The organism is Pseudomonas sp. P116 (assembly GCF_020149425.1).
GTDB lineage: Bacteria > Pseudomonadota > Gammaproteobacteria > Pseudomonadales > Pseudomonadaceae > Aquipseudomonas > Aquipseudomonas anatoliensis.
Map to the genome: position 1 here is coordinate 439,690 of NZ_JACVHB010000003.1, position 17,220 is coordinate 456,909.

At 57.3% G+C, this 17,220-nt stretch carries 13 protein-coding genes; 6 read left to right on the forward strand and 7 right to left on the reverse strand.

Features of this window, described 5'->3' with window-relative positions; genetic code table 11:
* Nucleotides 1-182 precede the first annotated feature (182 nt).
* Complete coding sequence (locus tag ICA15_RS12475) at nucleotides 183-2,159, reverse strand: methyl-accepting chemotaxis protein (protein WP_150616844.1); 1,977 nt, start codon at nucleotides 2,157-2,159, stop codon at nucleotides 183-185.
* Nucleotides 2,160-2,346: 187 nt separating this feature from the next.
* Nucleotides 2,347-3,267, reverse strand: a complete 921-nt coding sequence (locus ICA15_RS12480; protein ID WP_210553381.1) for a LysR substrate-binding domain-containing protein — start codon at nucleotides 3,265-3,267, stop codon at nucleotides 2,347-2,349.
* Nucleotides 3,268-3,425: 158 nt separating this feature from the next.
* Between ICA15_RS12480 and ICA15_RS12485 the strand changes: the two genes are divergently transcribed.
* Nucleotides 3,426-4,820, forward strand: coding sequence for a NorM family multidrug efflux MATE transporter (locus ICA15_RS12485; protein ID WP_210553380.1), 1,395 nt, complete (start codon nucleotides 3,426-3,428; stop codon nucleotides 4,818-4,820).
* Between the two features lie 70 nt (nucleotides 4,821-4,890).
* Here the strand turns inward: ICA15_RS12485 and ICA15_RS12490 are convergent, their stop codons facing one another.
* Nucleotides 4,891-6,561 (reverse strand): putative bifunctional diguanylate cyclase/phosphodiesterase, encoded by a 1,671-nt coding sequence (locus tag ICA15_RS12490; protein ID WP_210553379.1) that lies wholly within the window; start codon nucleotides 6,559-6,561, stop codon nucleotides 4,891-4,893.
* Nucleotides 6,562-6,826: 265 nt separating this feature from the next.
* On the opposite strand from ICA15_RS12490, the gene rep reads away from it, so the two are divergent.
* Nucleotides 6,827-8,836 carry a DNA helicase Rep gene (rep, locus tag ICA15_RS12495; RefSeq protein ID WP_150604814.1) on the forward strand — a complete coding sequence of 670 codons (2,010 nt, stop codon included), beginning with the start codon at nucleotides 6,827-6,829 and terminating at the stop codon, nucleotides 8,834-8,836.
* Between the two features lie 53 nt (nucleotides 8,837-8,889).
* Nucleotides 8,890-9,462 (forward strand): xanthine phosphoribosyltransferase, encoded by a 573-nt coding sequence (locus ICA15_RS12500; RefSeq protein WP_042561733.1) that lies wholly within the window; start codon nucleotides 8,890-8,892, stop codon nucleotides 9,460-9,462.
* A gap of 129 nt (nucleotides 9,463-9,591) precedes the next feature.
* Here the strand turns inward: ICA15_RS12500 and ICA15_RS12505 are convergent, their stop codons facing one another.
* Nucleotides 9,592-11,514 (reverse strand): acetyl-CoA hydrolase/transferase C-terminal domain-containing protein, encoded by a 1,923-nt coding sequence (locus ICA15_RS12505; RefSeq protein WP_210553378.1) that lies wholly within the window; start codon nucleotides 11,512-11,514, stop codon nucleotides 9,592-9,594.
* A gap of 812 nt (nucleotides 11,515-12,326) precedes the next feature.
* Here ICA15_RS12505 and ICA15_RS12510 point away from each other — a divergent pair.
* The 3 genes from ICA15_RS12510 to ICA15_RS12520 are packed head-to-tail and all read left to right on the forward strand — an operon-like array spanning nucleotide 12,327 to nucleotide 14,805.
* Nucleotides 12,327-13,205, forward strand: a complete 879-nt coding sequence (locus ICA15_RS12510; RefSeq protein WP_210553377.1) for a hypothetical protein — start codon at nucleotides 12,327-12,329, stop codon at nucleotides 13,203-13,205.
* Nucleotides 13,206-13,232: 27 nt separating this feature from the next.
* Nucleotides 13,233-14,093: an ABC transporter ATP-binding protein gene (locus tag ICA15_RS12515; protein ID WP_210553376.1), complete on the forward strand. Its 861-nt coding sequence runs from the start codon at nucleotides 13,233-13,235 to the stop codon at nucleotides 14,091-14,093.
* Nucleotides 14,086-14,805 carry an AAA family ATPase gene (locus ICA15_RS12520; protein WP_210553375.1) on the forward strand — a complete coding sequence of 240 codons (720 nt, stop codon included), beginning with the start codon at nucleotides 14,086-14,088 and terminating at the stop codon, nucleotides 14,803-14,805. Before ICA15_RS12515 ends, ICA15_RS12520 begins: the two co-directional genes overlap by 8 nt.
* A gap of 55 nt (nucleotides 14,806-14,860) precedes the next feature.
* Here ICA15_RS12520 and ICA15_RS12525 read toward each other — a convergent pair whose 3' ends face one another.
* The 3 genes from ICA15_RS12525 to alr all read right to left on the reverse strand — a co-directional run bounded on the left by ICA15_RS12525 (nucleotide 14,861) and on the right by alr (nucleotide 17,167).
* Nucleotides 14,861-15,274, reverse strand: coding sequence for a c-type cytochrome (locus ICA15_RS12525; protein ID WP_150593750.1), 414 nt, complete (start codon nucleotides 15,272-15,274; stop codon nucleotides 14,861-14,863).
* Between the two features lie 182 nt (nucleotides 15,275-15,456).
* Nucleotides 15,457-16,005, reverse strand: coding sequence for a cupin domain-containing protein (locus tag ICA15_RS12530; RefSeq protein ID WP_025112726.1), 549 nt, complete (start codon nucleotides 16,003-16,005; stop codon nucleotides 15,457-15,459).
* 88 nt (nucleotides 16,006-16,093) lie between these two features.
* Nucleotides 16,094-17,167 carry an alanine racemase gene (gene alr, locus ICA15_RS12535; protein WP_210553570.1) on the reverse strand — a complete coding sequence of 358 codons (1,074 nt, stop codon included), beginning with the start codon at nucleotides 17,165-17,167 and terminating at the stop codon, nucleotides 16,094-16,096.
* Between the last annotated feature and the right edge of the window lie 53 nt (nucleotides 17,168-17,220).

The window sequence follows — 17,220 nt, forward strand, 5'->3', positions numbered from 1 at the left end:
CGCTGCGGAAACGATTCAGCAAGTGTAAAAGCAGTGATAGCGCTGCAATGAATCCGCGATCAGCGGTGATGCAATCGCGGGCAAGCCCGCTTCCACAGGGCTCAAAGGCGAACACAATTTTTGCGCACACCCGATATACCTGTGGGAGCGGGCTTGCCCGCGATTGCTATTTCAGTGGCGCATCAACGGAAGCGATCAACCTCGGAACGCAAGTCCGCCGCCAGCTTCTCCAGCTCTTTTGCGGTCACCGCCAGGTTCGAAACCACCTCACGCTGCTCACTGTTAGCCAATGCAATGCTTTGCAGGTTGCTGCTGAGCAAGGTCGCCGTACTGCTCTGCTCTTGGGTCGCCGTCGTGATCGCCGCAAACTGCTGCCCCGCCGAGCGGCTCTGCTCGTCGATGCGCGCCAGTGCCGAAGCAACATTGGCGTTACGCGACAAGCCTTCCTGCATCAGCACGTTGCCCTGCTCCATGGTGCTGATCGCGTTGCCGGTTTCCTGCTGGATGCTGTGAATCATGCTGGAAATTTCATCCGTCGCCTGACGGGTGCGCGAGGCCAGGCTGCGCACTTCATCAGCCACCACGGCGAAGCCGCGACCTTGTTCACCGGCACGGGCCGCTTCAATCGCAGCGTTGAGTGCCAGCAGGTTGGTCTGTTCGGCAATCGAGGTAATCACGCCAACGATGCCGCCAATTTCCTGGGAGCGCTGGCCGAGTGTATTGATCACTGTCGCGGTACTGTTCAGGGCGCCGGCAATTTGCTCCAGAGAAGAAGAAGCTTCTTCCATCGAGCTGCGTCCGATCTGCGTCTGCTGAGCATTTTCCTGCGCCAGGCGCTGGGTCGCCCCCATGTTGTCGGCGATGTCCAGCGACGTCGCGCTGAACTCTTCAACCGCGCCGGCCATGCTGGTGATTTCGCCGGACTGCTGCTCCATGCCTTCGTACGCGCCGCCGGACAAACCGGACAGCGCCTGGGCACGACTGTTGACCTCTTCCGAGGCGCGGCGGATGTGCTCGACCATGGTCGACAGTGCCTGGCTCATCTGATTGAAAGCGCGAGACAGCTGACCGATTTCATCGTTACTCGACACGTTCAGACGCACGCTCAGATCACCCGCACCCAAGGCCTCGGCCTGACGTACCAGGTCACCCAACGGCGCCAATTTGCTGCGCAGCAACCAAACCACAGAGCCAACCGCCAGCAACATCGCCAGCAAACTGCCAATGGCCAATTGCGTGCCTACACTCCAGGTCACTGCACGAATCTCGGTTTTCGGCATGCTCGCCACTACCGCCCACGGCCCGCCGTCGAAGGGCACCGAAACGCTGTAGAAGTCTTCAGACTTGTCGCTCCAGAAATGGCCTTTGCCCGGCGTTTTGGACATGCCGCCGATCACCGGGATCGCTTGATCCAGGGCTTGCACACCTGCTGGCGCAACCAGCCATTTGTTCTGTTCATCCAGCAGGGCCAACGAACCGGTCTGACCGATGCGGAAGCGCTTGAGGTTGTCGAACTGCGCGTTCTGCGCGTCGGTGTAATCGAAACCGACGAACAGCACCGCAATCACCTTGCCGCTGCCATCGCGCACCGGGGTGTACTGGGTCATGTAAGAACGATCAAAGAGCAACGCCCGGCCGACGTAGCTTTGCCCCGCCATCAGCTTCGCATAGGCCGGATGCGCATGATCGAGCAAGGTGCCGATGGCGCGGCTGCCATCCTGTTTGGTCAGGGAGGTGCTGACCCGCACGAAGTCTTCGCCGCTGCGCACAAACAGTGTGGCAACGCCCGCGGTCATTTGTGTGAACTCGTCGACTTCCATGAAGTTGTTGTTCAACACTTCGCTGCCCAGGTGCAGACCCGGGGTCTGGGTACCGGCAACCGTTACCGGCTCACTCGGGTGAATGCTCAAACCGGCGATGAAGCGTTTCTCGAACAACCCGCTCAAGCGCTGAGTGCTTTCACGCAACGTGCCGTGGAAGGTGCTCAATTGGTCGGCCAGCAGCCGCGCCTCACTGGCCAAATGCTCTTCACGGGTGGCGAGGTTGGCAGTATCGAGCGAACGCAGAGCAAAAACTGTACTGCCGCTGATGACAATCGCCAGTATCACAGCGAGCGCGAGGCCCAGCTGCGAGGCGATCCGAGCGCGAGGTTGAGACATGGACAGCTCCTGGCCGAGCTACCGGATCCTCCTTGATCGCAGCCATGCTCGGAAATTTTTTAATAATGGGGGTGAATCGTGAAACCGGCACGACAGTTCCACCTGCTCGTAGTCGGCGGTAAAACCGAATACTTGAGCGAAAAGCGGGGTTATGGCACAAGGCCGGCATTGTGACGGCTCTAACGTTTCAGCTCAAGCGCGCGACTGCCGGCAGTTCCATGGCGCGGACCTCGCCTTGCAGGAAGTCGCTGAGACGACGCAAACGTTCACCTCCCGGACGGGTTTTGGGCCACACCAGGTAGTAATTCAGGCCGCTGGCGACAGCCGTCGGCCACGGCAGGCTCAAGCGGCCTTGCGCCACATCTTCGGCCACCATCAACAAATCGCCCATCGACACGCCGTAACCGCGCGCTGCGGCGATCATCCCCAACTCCAGCGTATCGAACACCTGTCCGCCCTTGAGCGACACCTGGTCGGCCAAACCCATGTGCTCCAGCCAACTGCGCCAATCGCGGCGATCCGGGGTCGGATGGAGCAACTCGGCAGCAGCCAGTCGGGCCACGTCCCAAGGTTGATCGTGCAGCAGGTTTGGCGCGCCAACGGGGATCAGTTCTTCGGGAAACAACAGGCTGGTCTCCCAGTCCGGCGGGAAATGGCCGTCGCTGAGCAACACCGCGCAATCGAACGGCTCATCGTTAAAGTCCACCGAGTCGACGTCCATCCACGCACTGGTCAACTGCACTTCGTTACCCGGCTGCAAATGCCGGAAGCGGCTCAGGCGCGCCAGCAACCAGCGCATGGTCAGGGTCGACGGCGCCTTCATGCGCAGGATGTCGTCCTCGGCGCGCAAGGTGTTGCAGGCGCGCTCCAGCGCTGTGAAGCCTTCGCGAATGCCCGGCAACAGCAGGCGCGCCGCTTCGGTTAGTTGCAAATTGCGTCCGCTGCGATGAAACAGTCGACAGGCGAAATGATCCTCAAGCGTTCGAATGTGCCGACTCACCGCACTCTGGGTGATCGACAGCTCTTCGGCTGCGCGAGTGAATGAGCTATCCCTCGCCGCCGCTTCAAATGCGCGCAGGGCATACAACGGAGGAAGTCGACGGGACATGCATAAAGCTCCTGTAGCGGGATGCGGCCAACTTAACAGAATCTTTTCAGGATGAGTTTTAATCATGCCACCCATCCTTTTTATCCCTTTGTGCAATCCCTTCCAAGCGCCGAGAATCGACGCTCTCTTGTTCCCTCTATTAATGACGGGTGATGACCATGCAACATCCTGTGCGTACAGAACTCTGGGCCATTCTGCGGCTGGCGGGGCCGTTGATTGCCTCACAGTTGGCGCACATGTTGATGGTGCTGACCGACACTTTGATGATGGCGCGCCTGAGCCCCGAAGCGCTGGCCGGCGGTGGCCTTGGCGCGGCTACTTACTCGTTCGTGTCGATTTTCTGCATTGGCGTGATTGCGGCGGTCGGCACACTGGTTGCGATCCGCAAGGGCGCCGGCGACATCATTGGCGCCGCACGCCTGACCCAGGCCGGGTTGTGGCTGGCGTGGCTGATGGCGCTCGCCGCAGGGCTGCTGTTGTGGAATCTGAAACCGGTGTTGCTGCTGTTCGGCCAGACTGAAACCAACGTCAATGCCGCCGGGCAATTCCTGATTGCCCTGCCGTTCGCCCTGCCCGGCTACCTGAGCTTCATGGCCCTGCGCGGCTTCACCAGTGCCATCGGCCGGGCGACGCCGGTCATGGTCATCAGCCTGATCGGCACCGTGGCCAACTTCCTGCTCAATTACGCGCTGATCACCGGCATGTTCGGCCTGCCGAAACTGGGCTTGATGGGCATCGGCCTGGTCACGGCGATCGTTGCCAACTGCATGGCGCTGGCCTTGGCCTGGCATATTCATCGGCATCCGGCGTACGACGCTTATCCGTTGCGCGCAGGGCTGTCGCGGCCTAATCGGCAATACCTCAAGGAGCTGTGGCGCCTCGGTCTGCCGATTGGCGGCACCTACGCGGTGGAAGTCGGGTTGTTCGCCTTCGCCGCGCTGTGCATGGGCACCATGGGCAGTACGCAACTGGGCGCCCATCAGATTGCTTTGCAGATCGTGTCGGTGGCATTCATGGTGCCGGCGGGGATGTCGTACGCCATCACCATGCGTGTCGGTCAGCATTACGGCGCTGGGCAATTGGTCGATGCGCGAATGTCCGGGCGAGTCGGGATCGTCTTCGGCGCAGTGGCGATGTTGGGTTTTGCGATGGTGTTCTGGCTGCTGCCGAATCAGTTGATCGGTTTGTTTCTCGACCATAACGATCCGGCATTTGCCGAGGTGATCCAACTGGCGGTGAGCCTGCTGGCGGTAGCGGCGTGGTTCGAGCTGTTCGACGGTACGCAGACGATTGCCATGGGCTGCATTCGTGGGCTCAAGGATGCGAAGACCACGTTCCTGGTCGGACTCGGCTGCTATTGGCTGATCGGTGCGCCGGCGGCGTGGTGGATGGCGTTCCACCTGAACTGGGGGCCGACAGGTGTCTGGTGGGGTTTGGCGGTGGGGCTGGCGTGTGCGGCGGTCAGTCTGACGCTGGCGTTCGAGTGGAAGATGAAGCGGATGATTCGGCTGGAGCCTGCTACACAGCGTTTCGAAGCAGTTGGTGCAGATTAAGATCAAAAGATCGCAGCCTGCGGCAGCTCCTACATGAGTCGGTGTAGGAGCTGCCGCAGGCTGCGATCTTTTAAACGGCCTCCACAGATACCTGCTGACTCGATCCAAACGTCAAATACTCAACCAACTCCGCCAACGGCAACGGCTTGCTGATCAGATACCCCTGCACCTGATCGCAACCAAACCCGCGCAACAGTTCAAGCTGCTCCGGGGTTTCCACGCCTTCAGCCACCACTTCCAGATGCAGGTTGTGCGCGAGGTTGATCATCGCGTGCACCAGTTTGCGGTTCTCTTCGCGCTGTTCCATGCCACCGACGAAGCTCTTGTCGATCTTCAGCAACGTAATCGGCAGGCTGTTGAGGTGCACGAACGATGAGAAACCCGTGCCAAAGTCATCCAGCGAAAAGCGCACGCCGAGGCGGCCGAGGGCGTCCATGGTCTGTTTGACCAGGTCACTGCGGCGCATCACTGCGGTTTCGGTCAGTTCAAATTCCAGCCACTGCGCCTCGACGCCACGTTCAGCGATCAAACGGCTGAGCGTCGGCAGCAACTGGCTGTCCTGAAACTGACGGAACGACAGGTTGATCGCCATGTGCAGCGCCGGCAAACCGCGTTCGCGCAAGGCCTGCATATCGCGCAGGGCCCTGGAGATTACCCAGTAACCCAGCGGCACGATCAAGCCACTCTGCTCGGCCAGCGGCACGAATTCACTGGGTGGCAGCAGACCACGTTCACCATGGCGCCAACGCACCAAGGCTTCGAGGCCGACGATCTGGCCGTCTGCGATATTCAGGCGCGGCTGGTAATGCAGCTCCAGCTCATCGCGACGCAAGGCCCGGCGCAGTTCGCTTTCGAGGTCGGCCATGCTCCGCGCGTTGCGGTTGATGCGTTCGTTGAAGATATGAAAGGTGCAGCCCTGCGTACTTTTCGCCTGCTGCATGGCGATGTGCGCATGCCACATCAACGGGTCGGCGCCACCCTGCGCGCGGGCATGGGCGATACCGAGGCTGGAACCGATCAACAGGCTTTCGCCGTCGACCCAGTAGGGTTCGGCCAGGGCTTCGGTGATGCGTTCGGCCATCCACTCGGCGCGTTGCGGCGCGCGGCGGGTGTCGATCAGCAGGGCGAATTCATCGCTACCCAGGCGCGCCAGTTGATCACCCGCCTCCAGCTGACTTTTCAGCCGCGCAACGACTTGCAGGATCAAGCGATCGCCAGCCTGATGGCCGAGGGCGTCGTTGGCGTGACGGAAGTTGTCGAGATCAAGATGCCCGAGTGCCAAACCCCGACCGTCGTTTTCCGCGAGGCGCGCGGCGAGCAAGGTCTGGAAGCCCTGACGGTTGGCGATACCGGTCAACGGATCCTGTTCGGCGAGGCGTTGCAGAGTGTTTTCCAGTACGCCGCGTTCGCGTACGTGGCGCAGGCATCGACGAAGCATGCCGGCATCAAGGGCATCGAACACCAGCCAGTCGCTGACGCCAACGGGCGCGCTGACCGGTTCGTGCTCCAGCAACAACACGGTCGGCAGACTGCAACGGCCCGGTGCCGGTTGTAATGCAGGGAGGGTCAACAACACCGCGTTGCGGTTGTCTTCGAACAAACGGCTGACCGACTCCCAGTTCGGCGCGCTGATCAGTACCGCCGCGCTCCCCATTGGCGCCAGACACTCGCGCAATAACGCTGTCCACGCTGGCTCTTCGGCCAGTAACAGCAAACGCAAGGGTTCGACAGGCGTAGTCAAGCTGACTCCCTAGACTCTGCAATGATGTGGGCGGCGGGCATTATGCCGTTGCGCAGACCAATGTCCAAATGACAACGGTTATCAAAAACCGAAATGTGTGTCATGAACGAGAACATTAGCCGCAAAATCACCATGCATCCTGCGTGAAAGTAACAAAACCGGCAAATTTGAATCGCGTGGTGCGTCACAAGTCGGACAGAGCAGCACAAATCGCTGAGCCTGTTAAAATGCCGGCCCATTTCGTCAACGACTCCCGAATTTTCGTATGTCCCGACTCAATCCCCGGCAGCAAGAAGCCGTGAGCTACGTCGGCGGCCCTCTTTTGGTGCTCGCCGGCGCTGGCTCCGGCAAAACCAGTGTGATCACGCGCAAAATCGCGCACCTGATCCAGAACTGCGGCATCCGCGCCCAGTACATCGTCGCCATGACCTTTACCAACAAGGCTGCGCGCGAGATGAAGGAGCGGGTCGGCACCCTGCTCAAGGGTGGCGAGGGCCGTGGCCTGACCGTGTGTACATTCCACAACCTGGGCCTGAACATCATCCGCAAGGAACACGTGCGGCTGGGCTACAAACCGGGCTTCTCGATTTTCGACGAGACCGACGTCAAGTCCCTCATGACTGACATCATGCAGAAGGAATACGCGGGCGACGACGGCGTCGACGAGATCAAGAACATGATCGGCTCGTGGAAAAACGACCTGATCCTGCCGGCCGAAGCGCTGGAAAACGCGCGCAATCCCAAGGAACAGACCGCCGCCATCGTCTACACCCACTATCAGCGCACGCTCAAAGCGTTCAACGCAGTGGACTTCGACGACCTGATCCTGCTGCCGGTGAAGCTGTTCCAGGACAACGCCGACATTCTCGAAAAGTGGCAGAACAAAGTCCGCTACCTGCTGGTGGACGAATATCAGGACACCAACGCCAGCCAGTATCTGCTGGTAAAACTGCTGATCGGCACGCGCAATCAGTTCACCGTGGTGGGCGACGACGACCAGTCGATCTACGCCTGGCGCGGCGCGCGGCCGGAAAACCTGATGCTGCTCAAGGATGACTATCCGTCGCTGAAAGTGGTGATGCTCGAGCAGAACTACCGCTCCACCAGCCGCATCCTGCGCTGCGCCAACGTGCTGATCTCGAACAACCCGCACGAATTCGAAAAACAGCTGTGGAGTGAGATGGGCCACGGCGACGAGATCCGCGTGATCCGCTGCCGTAACGAGGACGCCGAAGCCGAGCGCGTGGCCATGGAAATCCTCAGCCTGCACTTGCGCACCGACCGCCCGTACAGCGATTTCGCCATCCTCTATCGCGGTAACTATCAGGCCAAGCTGATCGAGCTGAAGCTGCAGCACCATCAGGTGCCGTATCGCCTGAGCGGCGGCAACAGCTTCTTCGGCCGCCAGGAAGTGAAGGACCTGATGGCCTACTTCCGCCTGATCGTGAACCCGGACGACGACAACGCCTTCCTGCGGGTGATCAACGTGCCGCGCCGCGAGATCGGCTCGACCACGCTGGAAAAACTCGGCAACTACGCCACCGAACGCAAAATCTCGATGTACGCCGCCACCGATGAAATCGGCCTGGGTGAGCATCTGGACAACCGCTTCACCGATCGTCTCTCGCGCTTCAAGCGCTTCATGGACAAAGTGCGCGAGCAATGCGCCGGCGAGGACCCGATCTCCGCCCTGCGCAGCATGGTCATGGACATCGACTACGAGAACTGGCTGCGCACCAACAGCTCCAGCGACAAGGCTGCGGACTACCGGATGAGCAACGTCTGGTTCCTGATCGAGGCGTTGAAAAACACCCTCGAGAAGGACGAAGAAGGCGAAATGACCGTCGAGGACGCCATCGGCAAACTGGTCCTGCGCGACATGCTGGAACGTCAGCAGGAAGAAGAGGACGGCGCCGAAGGTGTGCAGATGATGACCCTGCATGCGTCCAAGGGTCTGGAATTCCCCTACGTGTTCATCATGGGCATGGAAGAGGAAATTCTTCCGCACCGCTCCAGCATCGAAGCCGACACCATTGAAGAAGAGCGCCGCCTGGCTTACGTGGGCATCACCCGCGCCCGCCAGACCCTGGCCTTTACCTTCGCCGCCAAGCGCAAACAGTACGGCGAGATCATCGATTGCGCGCCTAGCCGCTTTCTTGATGAACTGCCGCCGGACGATCTGGCCTGGGAAGGCAACGACGATACACCGACCGAAGTCAAAGCCGTGCGTGGCAACAGCGCATTGGCCGATATACGCGCGATGTTAAAGCGCTAGAATTGACCACTTTTTTAGATTAAGGCGCGCATGCGCCGAACGAGGAACGCTTCATGGAAGCACTGCACAAGAAAATCCGCGAAGAAGGCATCGTGCTTTCCGATCAGGTCCTGAAAGTCGACGCCTTTCTGAACCACCAGATCGACCCGGCCCTGATGAAGCTGATCGGCGACGAATTCGCCTCGCTGTTCAAGGACTCGGGCATCACCAAGATTGTCACCATCGAAGCCTCGGGCATTGCCCCGGCGATCATGACCGGTCTGAACCTTGGCGTGCCGGTGATCTTCGCCCGCAAACAACAGTCCCTGACCCTGACTGAAAACCTGCTGTCGGCGACCGTTTACTCGTTCACCAAGAAGACTGAAAGCACCGTGGCCATCTCCCCGCGTCACCTGACCAGTAGCGACCGCGTGCTGATCATCGACGACTTCCTGGCCAACGGTAAGGCATCCCAGGCGCTGATCTCGATCATCAAACAGGCTGGCGCTACCGTCGCCGGTCTGGGCATCGTCATCGAGAAGTCGTTTCAGGGCGGCCGTGCCGAGCTGGACTCGCAAGGCTATCGCGTTGAGTCGCTGGCCCGCGTGCAATCGCTGAAGGATGGCGTTGTAACCTTCATCGAATAACCCGTCACCCCGCAGTTCGCCTGTAGGAGCTGTCGAGTGAAACGAGGCTGCGATCTTTTGATCTGATTTTTAGAATCAACATCAAAAGATCGCAGCGTGCCGCAGCTCCTACAGGCTTGCGGTGGCCCGTTATTGCGCGGTGGCTTTCAGGCCGGTGAGCAACAGGCGCTGGAACAGATCTTCTTTCAAGCCTTCGGGGTTCGCGAGCTGCATCCGCTCCAGATGCTCCGGATACAGCGAAGCCTGCGGCGCATCCAGCGCTGCCTTGCCCAGTTCCAGAATCTCGGTCAGCTTGAACTTGCTCTTCAGCCAGTTCAACGCCCGCAACAAATCCCGCTCGATCGCAGTGAAATCACAGCCCAACGGATATTCCGGAAACAGATTCGGATGGCGTGCGGCAATCGCCTGCAAGCGCTCTGGGGTGTTGTCGGCAAAGCGCGGATCAATACGGAAATCCTTCGGCAGTTTGCCGACCTTCTGCGCTTGTTCGATCAGTCCCGGCTGGAAGCGCGAGTCGCTGATATTCAGCAGCGCTTCGATCACTGCCGCATCAGTTTTGCCGCGCAGATCGGCGATGCCGTATTCCGTCACCACTATGTCGCGCAGATGCCGCGGGATAGTGCAGTGACCGTACTCCCAGACGATGTTCGAATTCACCTCACCGCCGGACTCGCGCCAGCTGCGCAGAATCAGCATTGACCGCGCACCTTGCAGGGCATGACCCTGGGCGACAAAGTTGTACTGCCCGCCGACGCCGCTGAGCACCCGCCCGTCTTCCAGTTGATCGGCCACACCGGCACCGAGCAACGTCATGTTGAACACCGTGTTGATGAACCGCGCATCGATGCGTTGCAGTCGTTTGAGCTCTTCCTGCCCGTACAACTCGTTGATGTAGCTGATGCGGGTCATGTTGAATTCGAGACGCTTGCTCTGCGGCAACTCGCGCAGGCGCTCATAGAAACTGCGGGGGCCGAGGAAAAAGCCGCCGTGCACCGAGATGCCGTCAGTCTGCGCCGCTTCATCAAGAGTGCCGGCGTTGGCTTGTTCTTGCGTGGGCACATCCGGGTAAACCTTGCGCCGGATAATCCCGGCATCCGCCAGCACCAGCAGGCCGTTGACGAACATTTCGCTGCAACCGTACAGGCCTTTGGCGAACGGCTCGCTGCCGCCCTCGCGCTCGATCAATTGCGCCCACTGGCTGAGGTTTATATCAGCGAGCAAGGCTTGATAACCCGCGTTATCGGCTTGGCGCGCCAACAGCGCGGCGGTCAGCGCATCACCCATCGAGCCGATGCCGATCTGCAACGTGCCGCCGTCGCGCACCAACGCACTGGCATGCAGACCGATGAAGTGATCCTGAAAACCGACCGGCATGTTCGGCGTGGAAAACAGCGTGCTGCTGTCCTTCTCGTCGATCAGCAAATCGAACGTGTCAATGTCGACCTCGGCGTCGCCGGGCATGTACGGCAGATCGGTGTGTACCTGACCGACCAACAAAATCGTCTCCCCGGCGACCCGGCGCTTGGCGATCATCGGTAACAGGTCGAGGGTGATGTCCGGGTTGCAGCTCAGACTCAGGCGATCCGGGTGTTCGCTGCTGCTGGCGAGCAGTTGCGCCACCAGGTTCAGGCCGGCGGCGTTGATGTCGCGGGCGGCATGGCTGTAGTTGCTGCTGACGTAATCCTGCTGGGCCGGCGCGCTGTTGAGCAGGCTACCGGGCTGCATGAAGAACTGCTGGATGCGGATGTTGGCGGGCAGGCTATCGCGATGCAGATCAGCGAGGAAATCGAATTCCGGGTAGTCACCGAAGACTCGCTCAACGAAGGGCTCGATAAAGCGCTTCTGCAAACCGTCGCCCAGACTCGGACGGCCCAGACACAGCGCCGTATAAATCGTCAGTTGCCGATCGGGCAGCCCTTTGACGCGCCGATACAACGCGTTGACGAAGTGATTGGGTTTGCCCAACCCCAGCGGCAAGCCCATGTGGATATGCGCCGGCAATCGCGCCAGCACGTCATCCACTGCCTGTTCGATCGAACACAACTGCACCATCTGAAGCCTCCCGCCCGTTCCGTGAATAGGGGTAGACCGAGATTGCCGGGGATTTACTTCAGAGGGAAGGCAATTAGTGCGAAAAAAAGTGAAATAGGCGAGTGCAGTGCTTGATGCAAGCACATCCAGAAAACTTTCAACAATAACAATGAATTAACAACACCAAGAGAATCATCGCACAAGCCGACAGCTTTTTTCCTACATTGACTCGAATTTAATCACGCAGAACTTCAGGACACGTCTGAATTGAAGTTATTTGAGTCACAGCTAGCATTAAAAACGTAACACTTCATTAGCAATCAATACCTTTAGGCCAAACAAACTTATAAGGAAAAATTATGGAAATCGACTTCTTAGCAATTCGTAGTGCGCGGGCACGCATTCTAAATTCAAGCGCACCTATTTCAACACTGGCAATTCAAGCATTAAGCAACTTAAGCGCAGCCAGCAGCGGTTCGTGCCCATGCACTAGTTGTTGCTCATAATATTGGCAAGGATGCTGCTACGCGACTTACATGTAGTTATGAGCCAGGGGCGGTCAATACCTGCCGCTCCTATCACTTAATTTAGGATTTTTACATTGAAAACGCCGATTGAGTTTTTAACTGAACCCTTGAACTCCAACCGAAGCCTGACCGCAGACTGCCCAGTATGGCCATAAGCGAACAAAACTCAAGAATCTTGAGAACAAAAACTGCCAATCCATTAGGATTATGGATCGGACGCGTGGGCTCACTACTTGGCTCCATTGGTTTGATTGACCGTAACTACGAGTTTCCATTTCTTCCGCACCAAATGGAATTCATCAAACCATGAAGAGCAACCTAATACTTTGCTGCTTTGGCCTGGGCATTTCGATTCTAACAAGCGCATCGCCCTACCTAATCGGCAATTCAATTAATTTTTATCTATCCCAAGAGCGCTTATATTTATATGCACTCGCAGGCGCTTCGCTTCTTATCATCGCGACGCCTCCCTTGAAACTAGCAGCCAACATTTATCTACAAAGGACTGCTGCCAAGACAAGATATATTCTGAAAAGGACAATTCTAACGCACCTGCGAAGCAAGGCATCCACATATAGTAAAAATCCAGGTGAGCAAATCGAACTCATCGACGGCGATGTTGACGGCTCGATGTATCTATACCATTCGGTATTCTTTGACACTTCACTCAATTTCAGCATTATAATTTTCGCGCTGATTATAACGGCTCTGTATCATCCACTTCTGGCGCTCGCCCCCCTTAGCGGCCTGCTATATGCCTCAGCTGCATATTTTATAACCCGGAGAAAGAGCGCCGCCCTTTTTGAAGAGTATGTCCAAGAAAACACCGTTACAATCGGGGCAATCTGTGCGCATGTATGCGATGCCAAACCGTACAACGACAGAGTCAAGCTGGACATCAAAAACATTGAGCGCCTCGCTTTTCGTTCAAACCTGAAAGCATCTTTTTTCGAATCAATTTCAGGCACATGTTACTTGGTAGCGATAGTTGTTTTGTTCTTGATATCCGCTCATTTAATAAGTGAAGGCGCTTTGACAACAGGCGCTATCTTTGCCTCAGCCATCTACCTTGAGCGTGTGCTAAGCCCAACAATGTCGCTTATATCCATTTACTACTCAAGCAGAGAGTCCTCTTATCGTCGCAATCGAATTCTGAGCTATAAACTACAGCACGGGGGGCGTTGAATTATGCTTATGTGCTTGCGAAAAAACGTGGCATTATTTTTGTTTTCAACAATGAGCCTGACTTTAGCAGCCGCATGTCAGTTGTTAATACCTTCGATCGTGGCAGAGGGACTTACAGCTCTTAGTAGTGGCGCTGTCAGCACTCATCTGTACTTCACCCTCACCGCTGTTTTTTTATCCAAGCTAGCGACGCAAACTCTGGGCAGTTCCATGGCGGCGCTCATGGAAGCGAAATCTCGCTTTTCGCTCATCAATTTCATCGTGCATGATGAAAGACCTTGTCCGTTAAGCTCTCGCGTGACGATGATCAAAGAGGATGCTGAGAAAATTGCTTCAGTCCTTCATGACTCAATTCATCTGGCAGGATCTTGTATTTTGACATTTGCCACAGCCTATATCTTACTTCGTGAAAACGCTTATTTCCTCATCCCCTTGATATTTATCACGACATTGACTTGTGTGCAGTTGAAATTTGCAAAACCACAAATCCAGAGTCTGTATAAAGCCGAAATGAGCAATGAAGACCTGTACAAGGAATCGTTAATCAGCACTTTCAGCTCATCCACAATTGATGAGCAAAGTCTTCAATCACTTATCAGCAATAGTGATGAATGTTTGAGCAACACAATACAAGCACGTTATAAATATCAAAAAGCCAATGCCATTCAGTGCTTCTGGCCGGAAATGGCTATCTCGGCCGGGACAGTATCAGTCATCATTTTTAGCGCCACTGCGACGCCGGAGTTATTCGGCGAGCGTCTTATTGCCTATCTTGGTTACGTCGGAATTTTTACCATGGCCAGCACGAGTTCGATAAGCCTTGGTATAACGATGATTGGAGTAAAGGTATCCGTCGGAAGAGTATTCAGGGGGCGCCAATATGAATGATTTATTCATCCAGCAGATACGCCTTAAGTCAGACAGAGTGGCGGCTCATTTTTTACGCGGCCTTTTTCCGCTTCAATTCAATAACAGAATTACTGTATTTATCGGAGAAAACGGTTCTGGAAAATCCACCCTGCTTGAAGCACTTGCCATCAAGTTGGGATGCAATCCAGAAGGCGGTGGGAAGAACTTCAATTTCTCGACTGAGAACACCCACTCGAAACTGCACGAAACCCTGATGCTTTCAAAAGGCTACCGACGGGAGAAGGACGTTTTTTTCTACAGAGCAGAGACTTTCTATAACTTGAACACTGCGATCCGCAAGCTTGATGCAGAGGGGAGCTTTGATCCCGAAATAAAGACCTATTACGGCGGCGTGGATATGCATTGCATGTCACACGGTGAAGCAATGGAGGCGCTGTTTCAAAACCGATTCAAAGCCCAGGGACTGTACGTTCTCGATGAACCGGAAGCGTCGTTGTCTCCATTGAGGCAATTGGTGTTTATCAACCGCGTAATGGAGCTATCGCGCAAAGGCTCACAGTTCATCATCGCTACTCACTCACCGCTCATTATGTCGATCCCGGGATGTGATCTGAGACAGATATCGCAAGGGCGCTCCGAACCAATAACCCCGGCAGATACTGATGCTTATGCTGTGTACAAAGCCGTGCTTCACTCGGCCGGCGCCTACATCGCGAAAAATATGCAGTGAGATTGCAGACACAAAAAAACCGTCCGAAGACGGTTTTTTTCATCAGCAGTACGCCCTACTTCAGGCCCGACATCTTCTCGATCGCCCCTTTCAGATCGGCATCCGAGCAATCCGCGCAGGTACCTTTCGGCGGCATGGCGTTGATGCCGGTGATCGCCTTGGCCAGGATGCCGTCGAGGCCGCCCTGGTGATCGGCGCGTTCTTTCCACGCTGCGGTGTCACCAATTTTCGGCGCGCCCAACAGGCCGGTGCCGTGACAAGCGTTGCAATGTTTGGCAATGATTGAGTCTGGAGTCTTGGCATCACCGCCGCCGGCAGTTGCAGCCACTTCCATCCCTTTGCATTCCTGACCTTGCACACACACCTGGCCGACGGGCTCGAGGCGTTTGGCAATGTCGTCGTTCGTCGCAGCTTGAGCGCTGACAGCCCAGAGGGCCAGTACGGTTGCTGGTGCAGCCAGCATTTTCATAATTAGGTTCACGCGTTCACCCTCAATGGTGGCTATTCACGCCTGCGGCCACGGTTCGCAGGCGGGCGCAAGTATAGCGGTTAGCCCGCCACACTGAAACAACCCCATAGTCGAAGGGGTTATACCGCGCTGTGGAAAAACTGTTCGGATGCCTTCGCCGTTATGGCCTGGCGCCTCTTTGTTTAAAAATTCGCCGGCGTGGCTGCGCTGATTAGTCGCGCAGGCAAGTCGAACGGATTACGAAAACGATGCGGCTTGGTACTTTCAAAGTAGTAGCTGTCGCCAGCTTCGAGAATAAAAGTTTCAAGACCCACCACCAATTCCAGACGACCCTCCACCAAAATCCCGGTTTCCTCGCCCTCGTGGGTGAGCATTTCTTCGCCGGTGTCGGCGCCCGGCGGGTAGATTTCGTTGAGGAACGCGATGGCCCGGCTCGGGTGCGCGCGGCCGACCAGCTTCATGGTCACGGCGCCGTCGGAAATGTCGATCAGCTCGTTGGCCTTGTAAACGATCTGGGTCGGTATTTCCTGCAGGATCTCTTCGGAAAAGAACTCGACCATGGACATGGGAATCCCGCCCAGAACCTTCCTCAGCGAACTGATCGAAGGGCTGACGCTGTTCTTTTCGATCATCGAAATGGTGCTGTTGGTGACGCCCGCGCGCTTGGCGAGTTCACGCTGGGAAAGCCCTTTGAGCTTGCGGATCGATTGCAGTCGTTCACCGACGTCCAAGGCTGGAGCCTCCTGATATTGTAGAAATATTGAGCGTTATCATGGCGACAGCGTTCAGTATTTACAACACGTGGGCTCCGTGACGGCCTCAACCCTCGGAATAGAGCCTTGGCACGCGACGCAGGTTGCAGAAAATCTGGTACGGAATGGTGCCGGCCCACTGCGCCACTTCGCTGGCGAGGATGTTTTTGCCCCACAGCTCGACGGTCGAACCCAATCCGGCTTCTGGCACATCGGTGAGGTCGATACAGAGCATGTCCATCGATACCCGGCCGATGATGCGGCTACGTTTGCCCGCGACCAAAACCGGCGTGCCGGTTGGCGCCTGACGAGGGTAGCCATCGGCGTAACCCATGGCCACCACGCCAATGCGCATCGGTTTGTCGGTGATGAATTTGGCGCCGTAGCCAACGGGCTCGCCGGCCGGCAATTCACGCACGCTGATCACTTTCGATTCGAGGGTCATCACTGGCAGCAGACGCCCGGCCACGGTGTGGGATTCTTCAAACGGCGTAGCGCCGTAGAGCATGATCCCCGGGCGCACCCAGTCGCTGTGGATCTGCGGCCAACCGAGCACCGCTGGCGAGTTGCGCAGACTGACTTCGGCGGCGAGGCCCTGCCGCGCGGCTTCGAACACGGCGACCTGATCGGCGCTGCTCTGCTCGTGCAATTCGTCGGCGCGGGCGAAGTGGCTCATCAAGACGATCTTCGCCACTTTGCCGCTGGCCAGCAGACGTTGATAGGCCGCCGGGTAGTCCTTGGGATGCAGGCCAACGCGGTGCATGCCCGAATCAAGCTTCAGCCACACGGTGATTGGCTTGCTCAGAGCGGCCTGCTCAATTGCTTCGAGCTGCCACAGCGAATGCACCACGCACCAGAAATCATGCTCGACGATCAGCGCCAGCTCATCAGCTTCGAAAAAACCTTCAAGCAACAACACCGGCGCACGTATGCCGGCAGCGCGCAGTTCCAGAGCCTCTTCGATGCAAGCGACGGCAAAACCGTCGGTCTCTCCTTCCAGCGCCTGGGCGCAACGCACCGCGCCATGGCCGTAGGCATCCGCCTTGATCACCGCGAGCGCCTTGGCGCTAGTGACTTCGCGGGCAATTCGGTAGTTGTGACGCAGGGCTTGAAGGTCGATCAGGGCACGGGCAGGACGCATGGCGGCAGACTTCTGGGCGGTCATGGGAATAAAAACCGGCACCGGCTGACGGC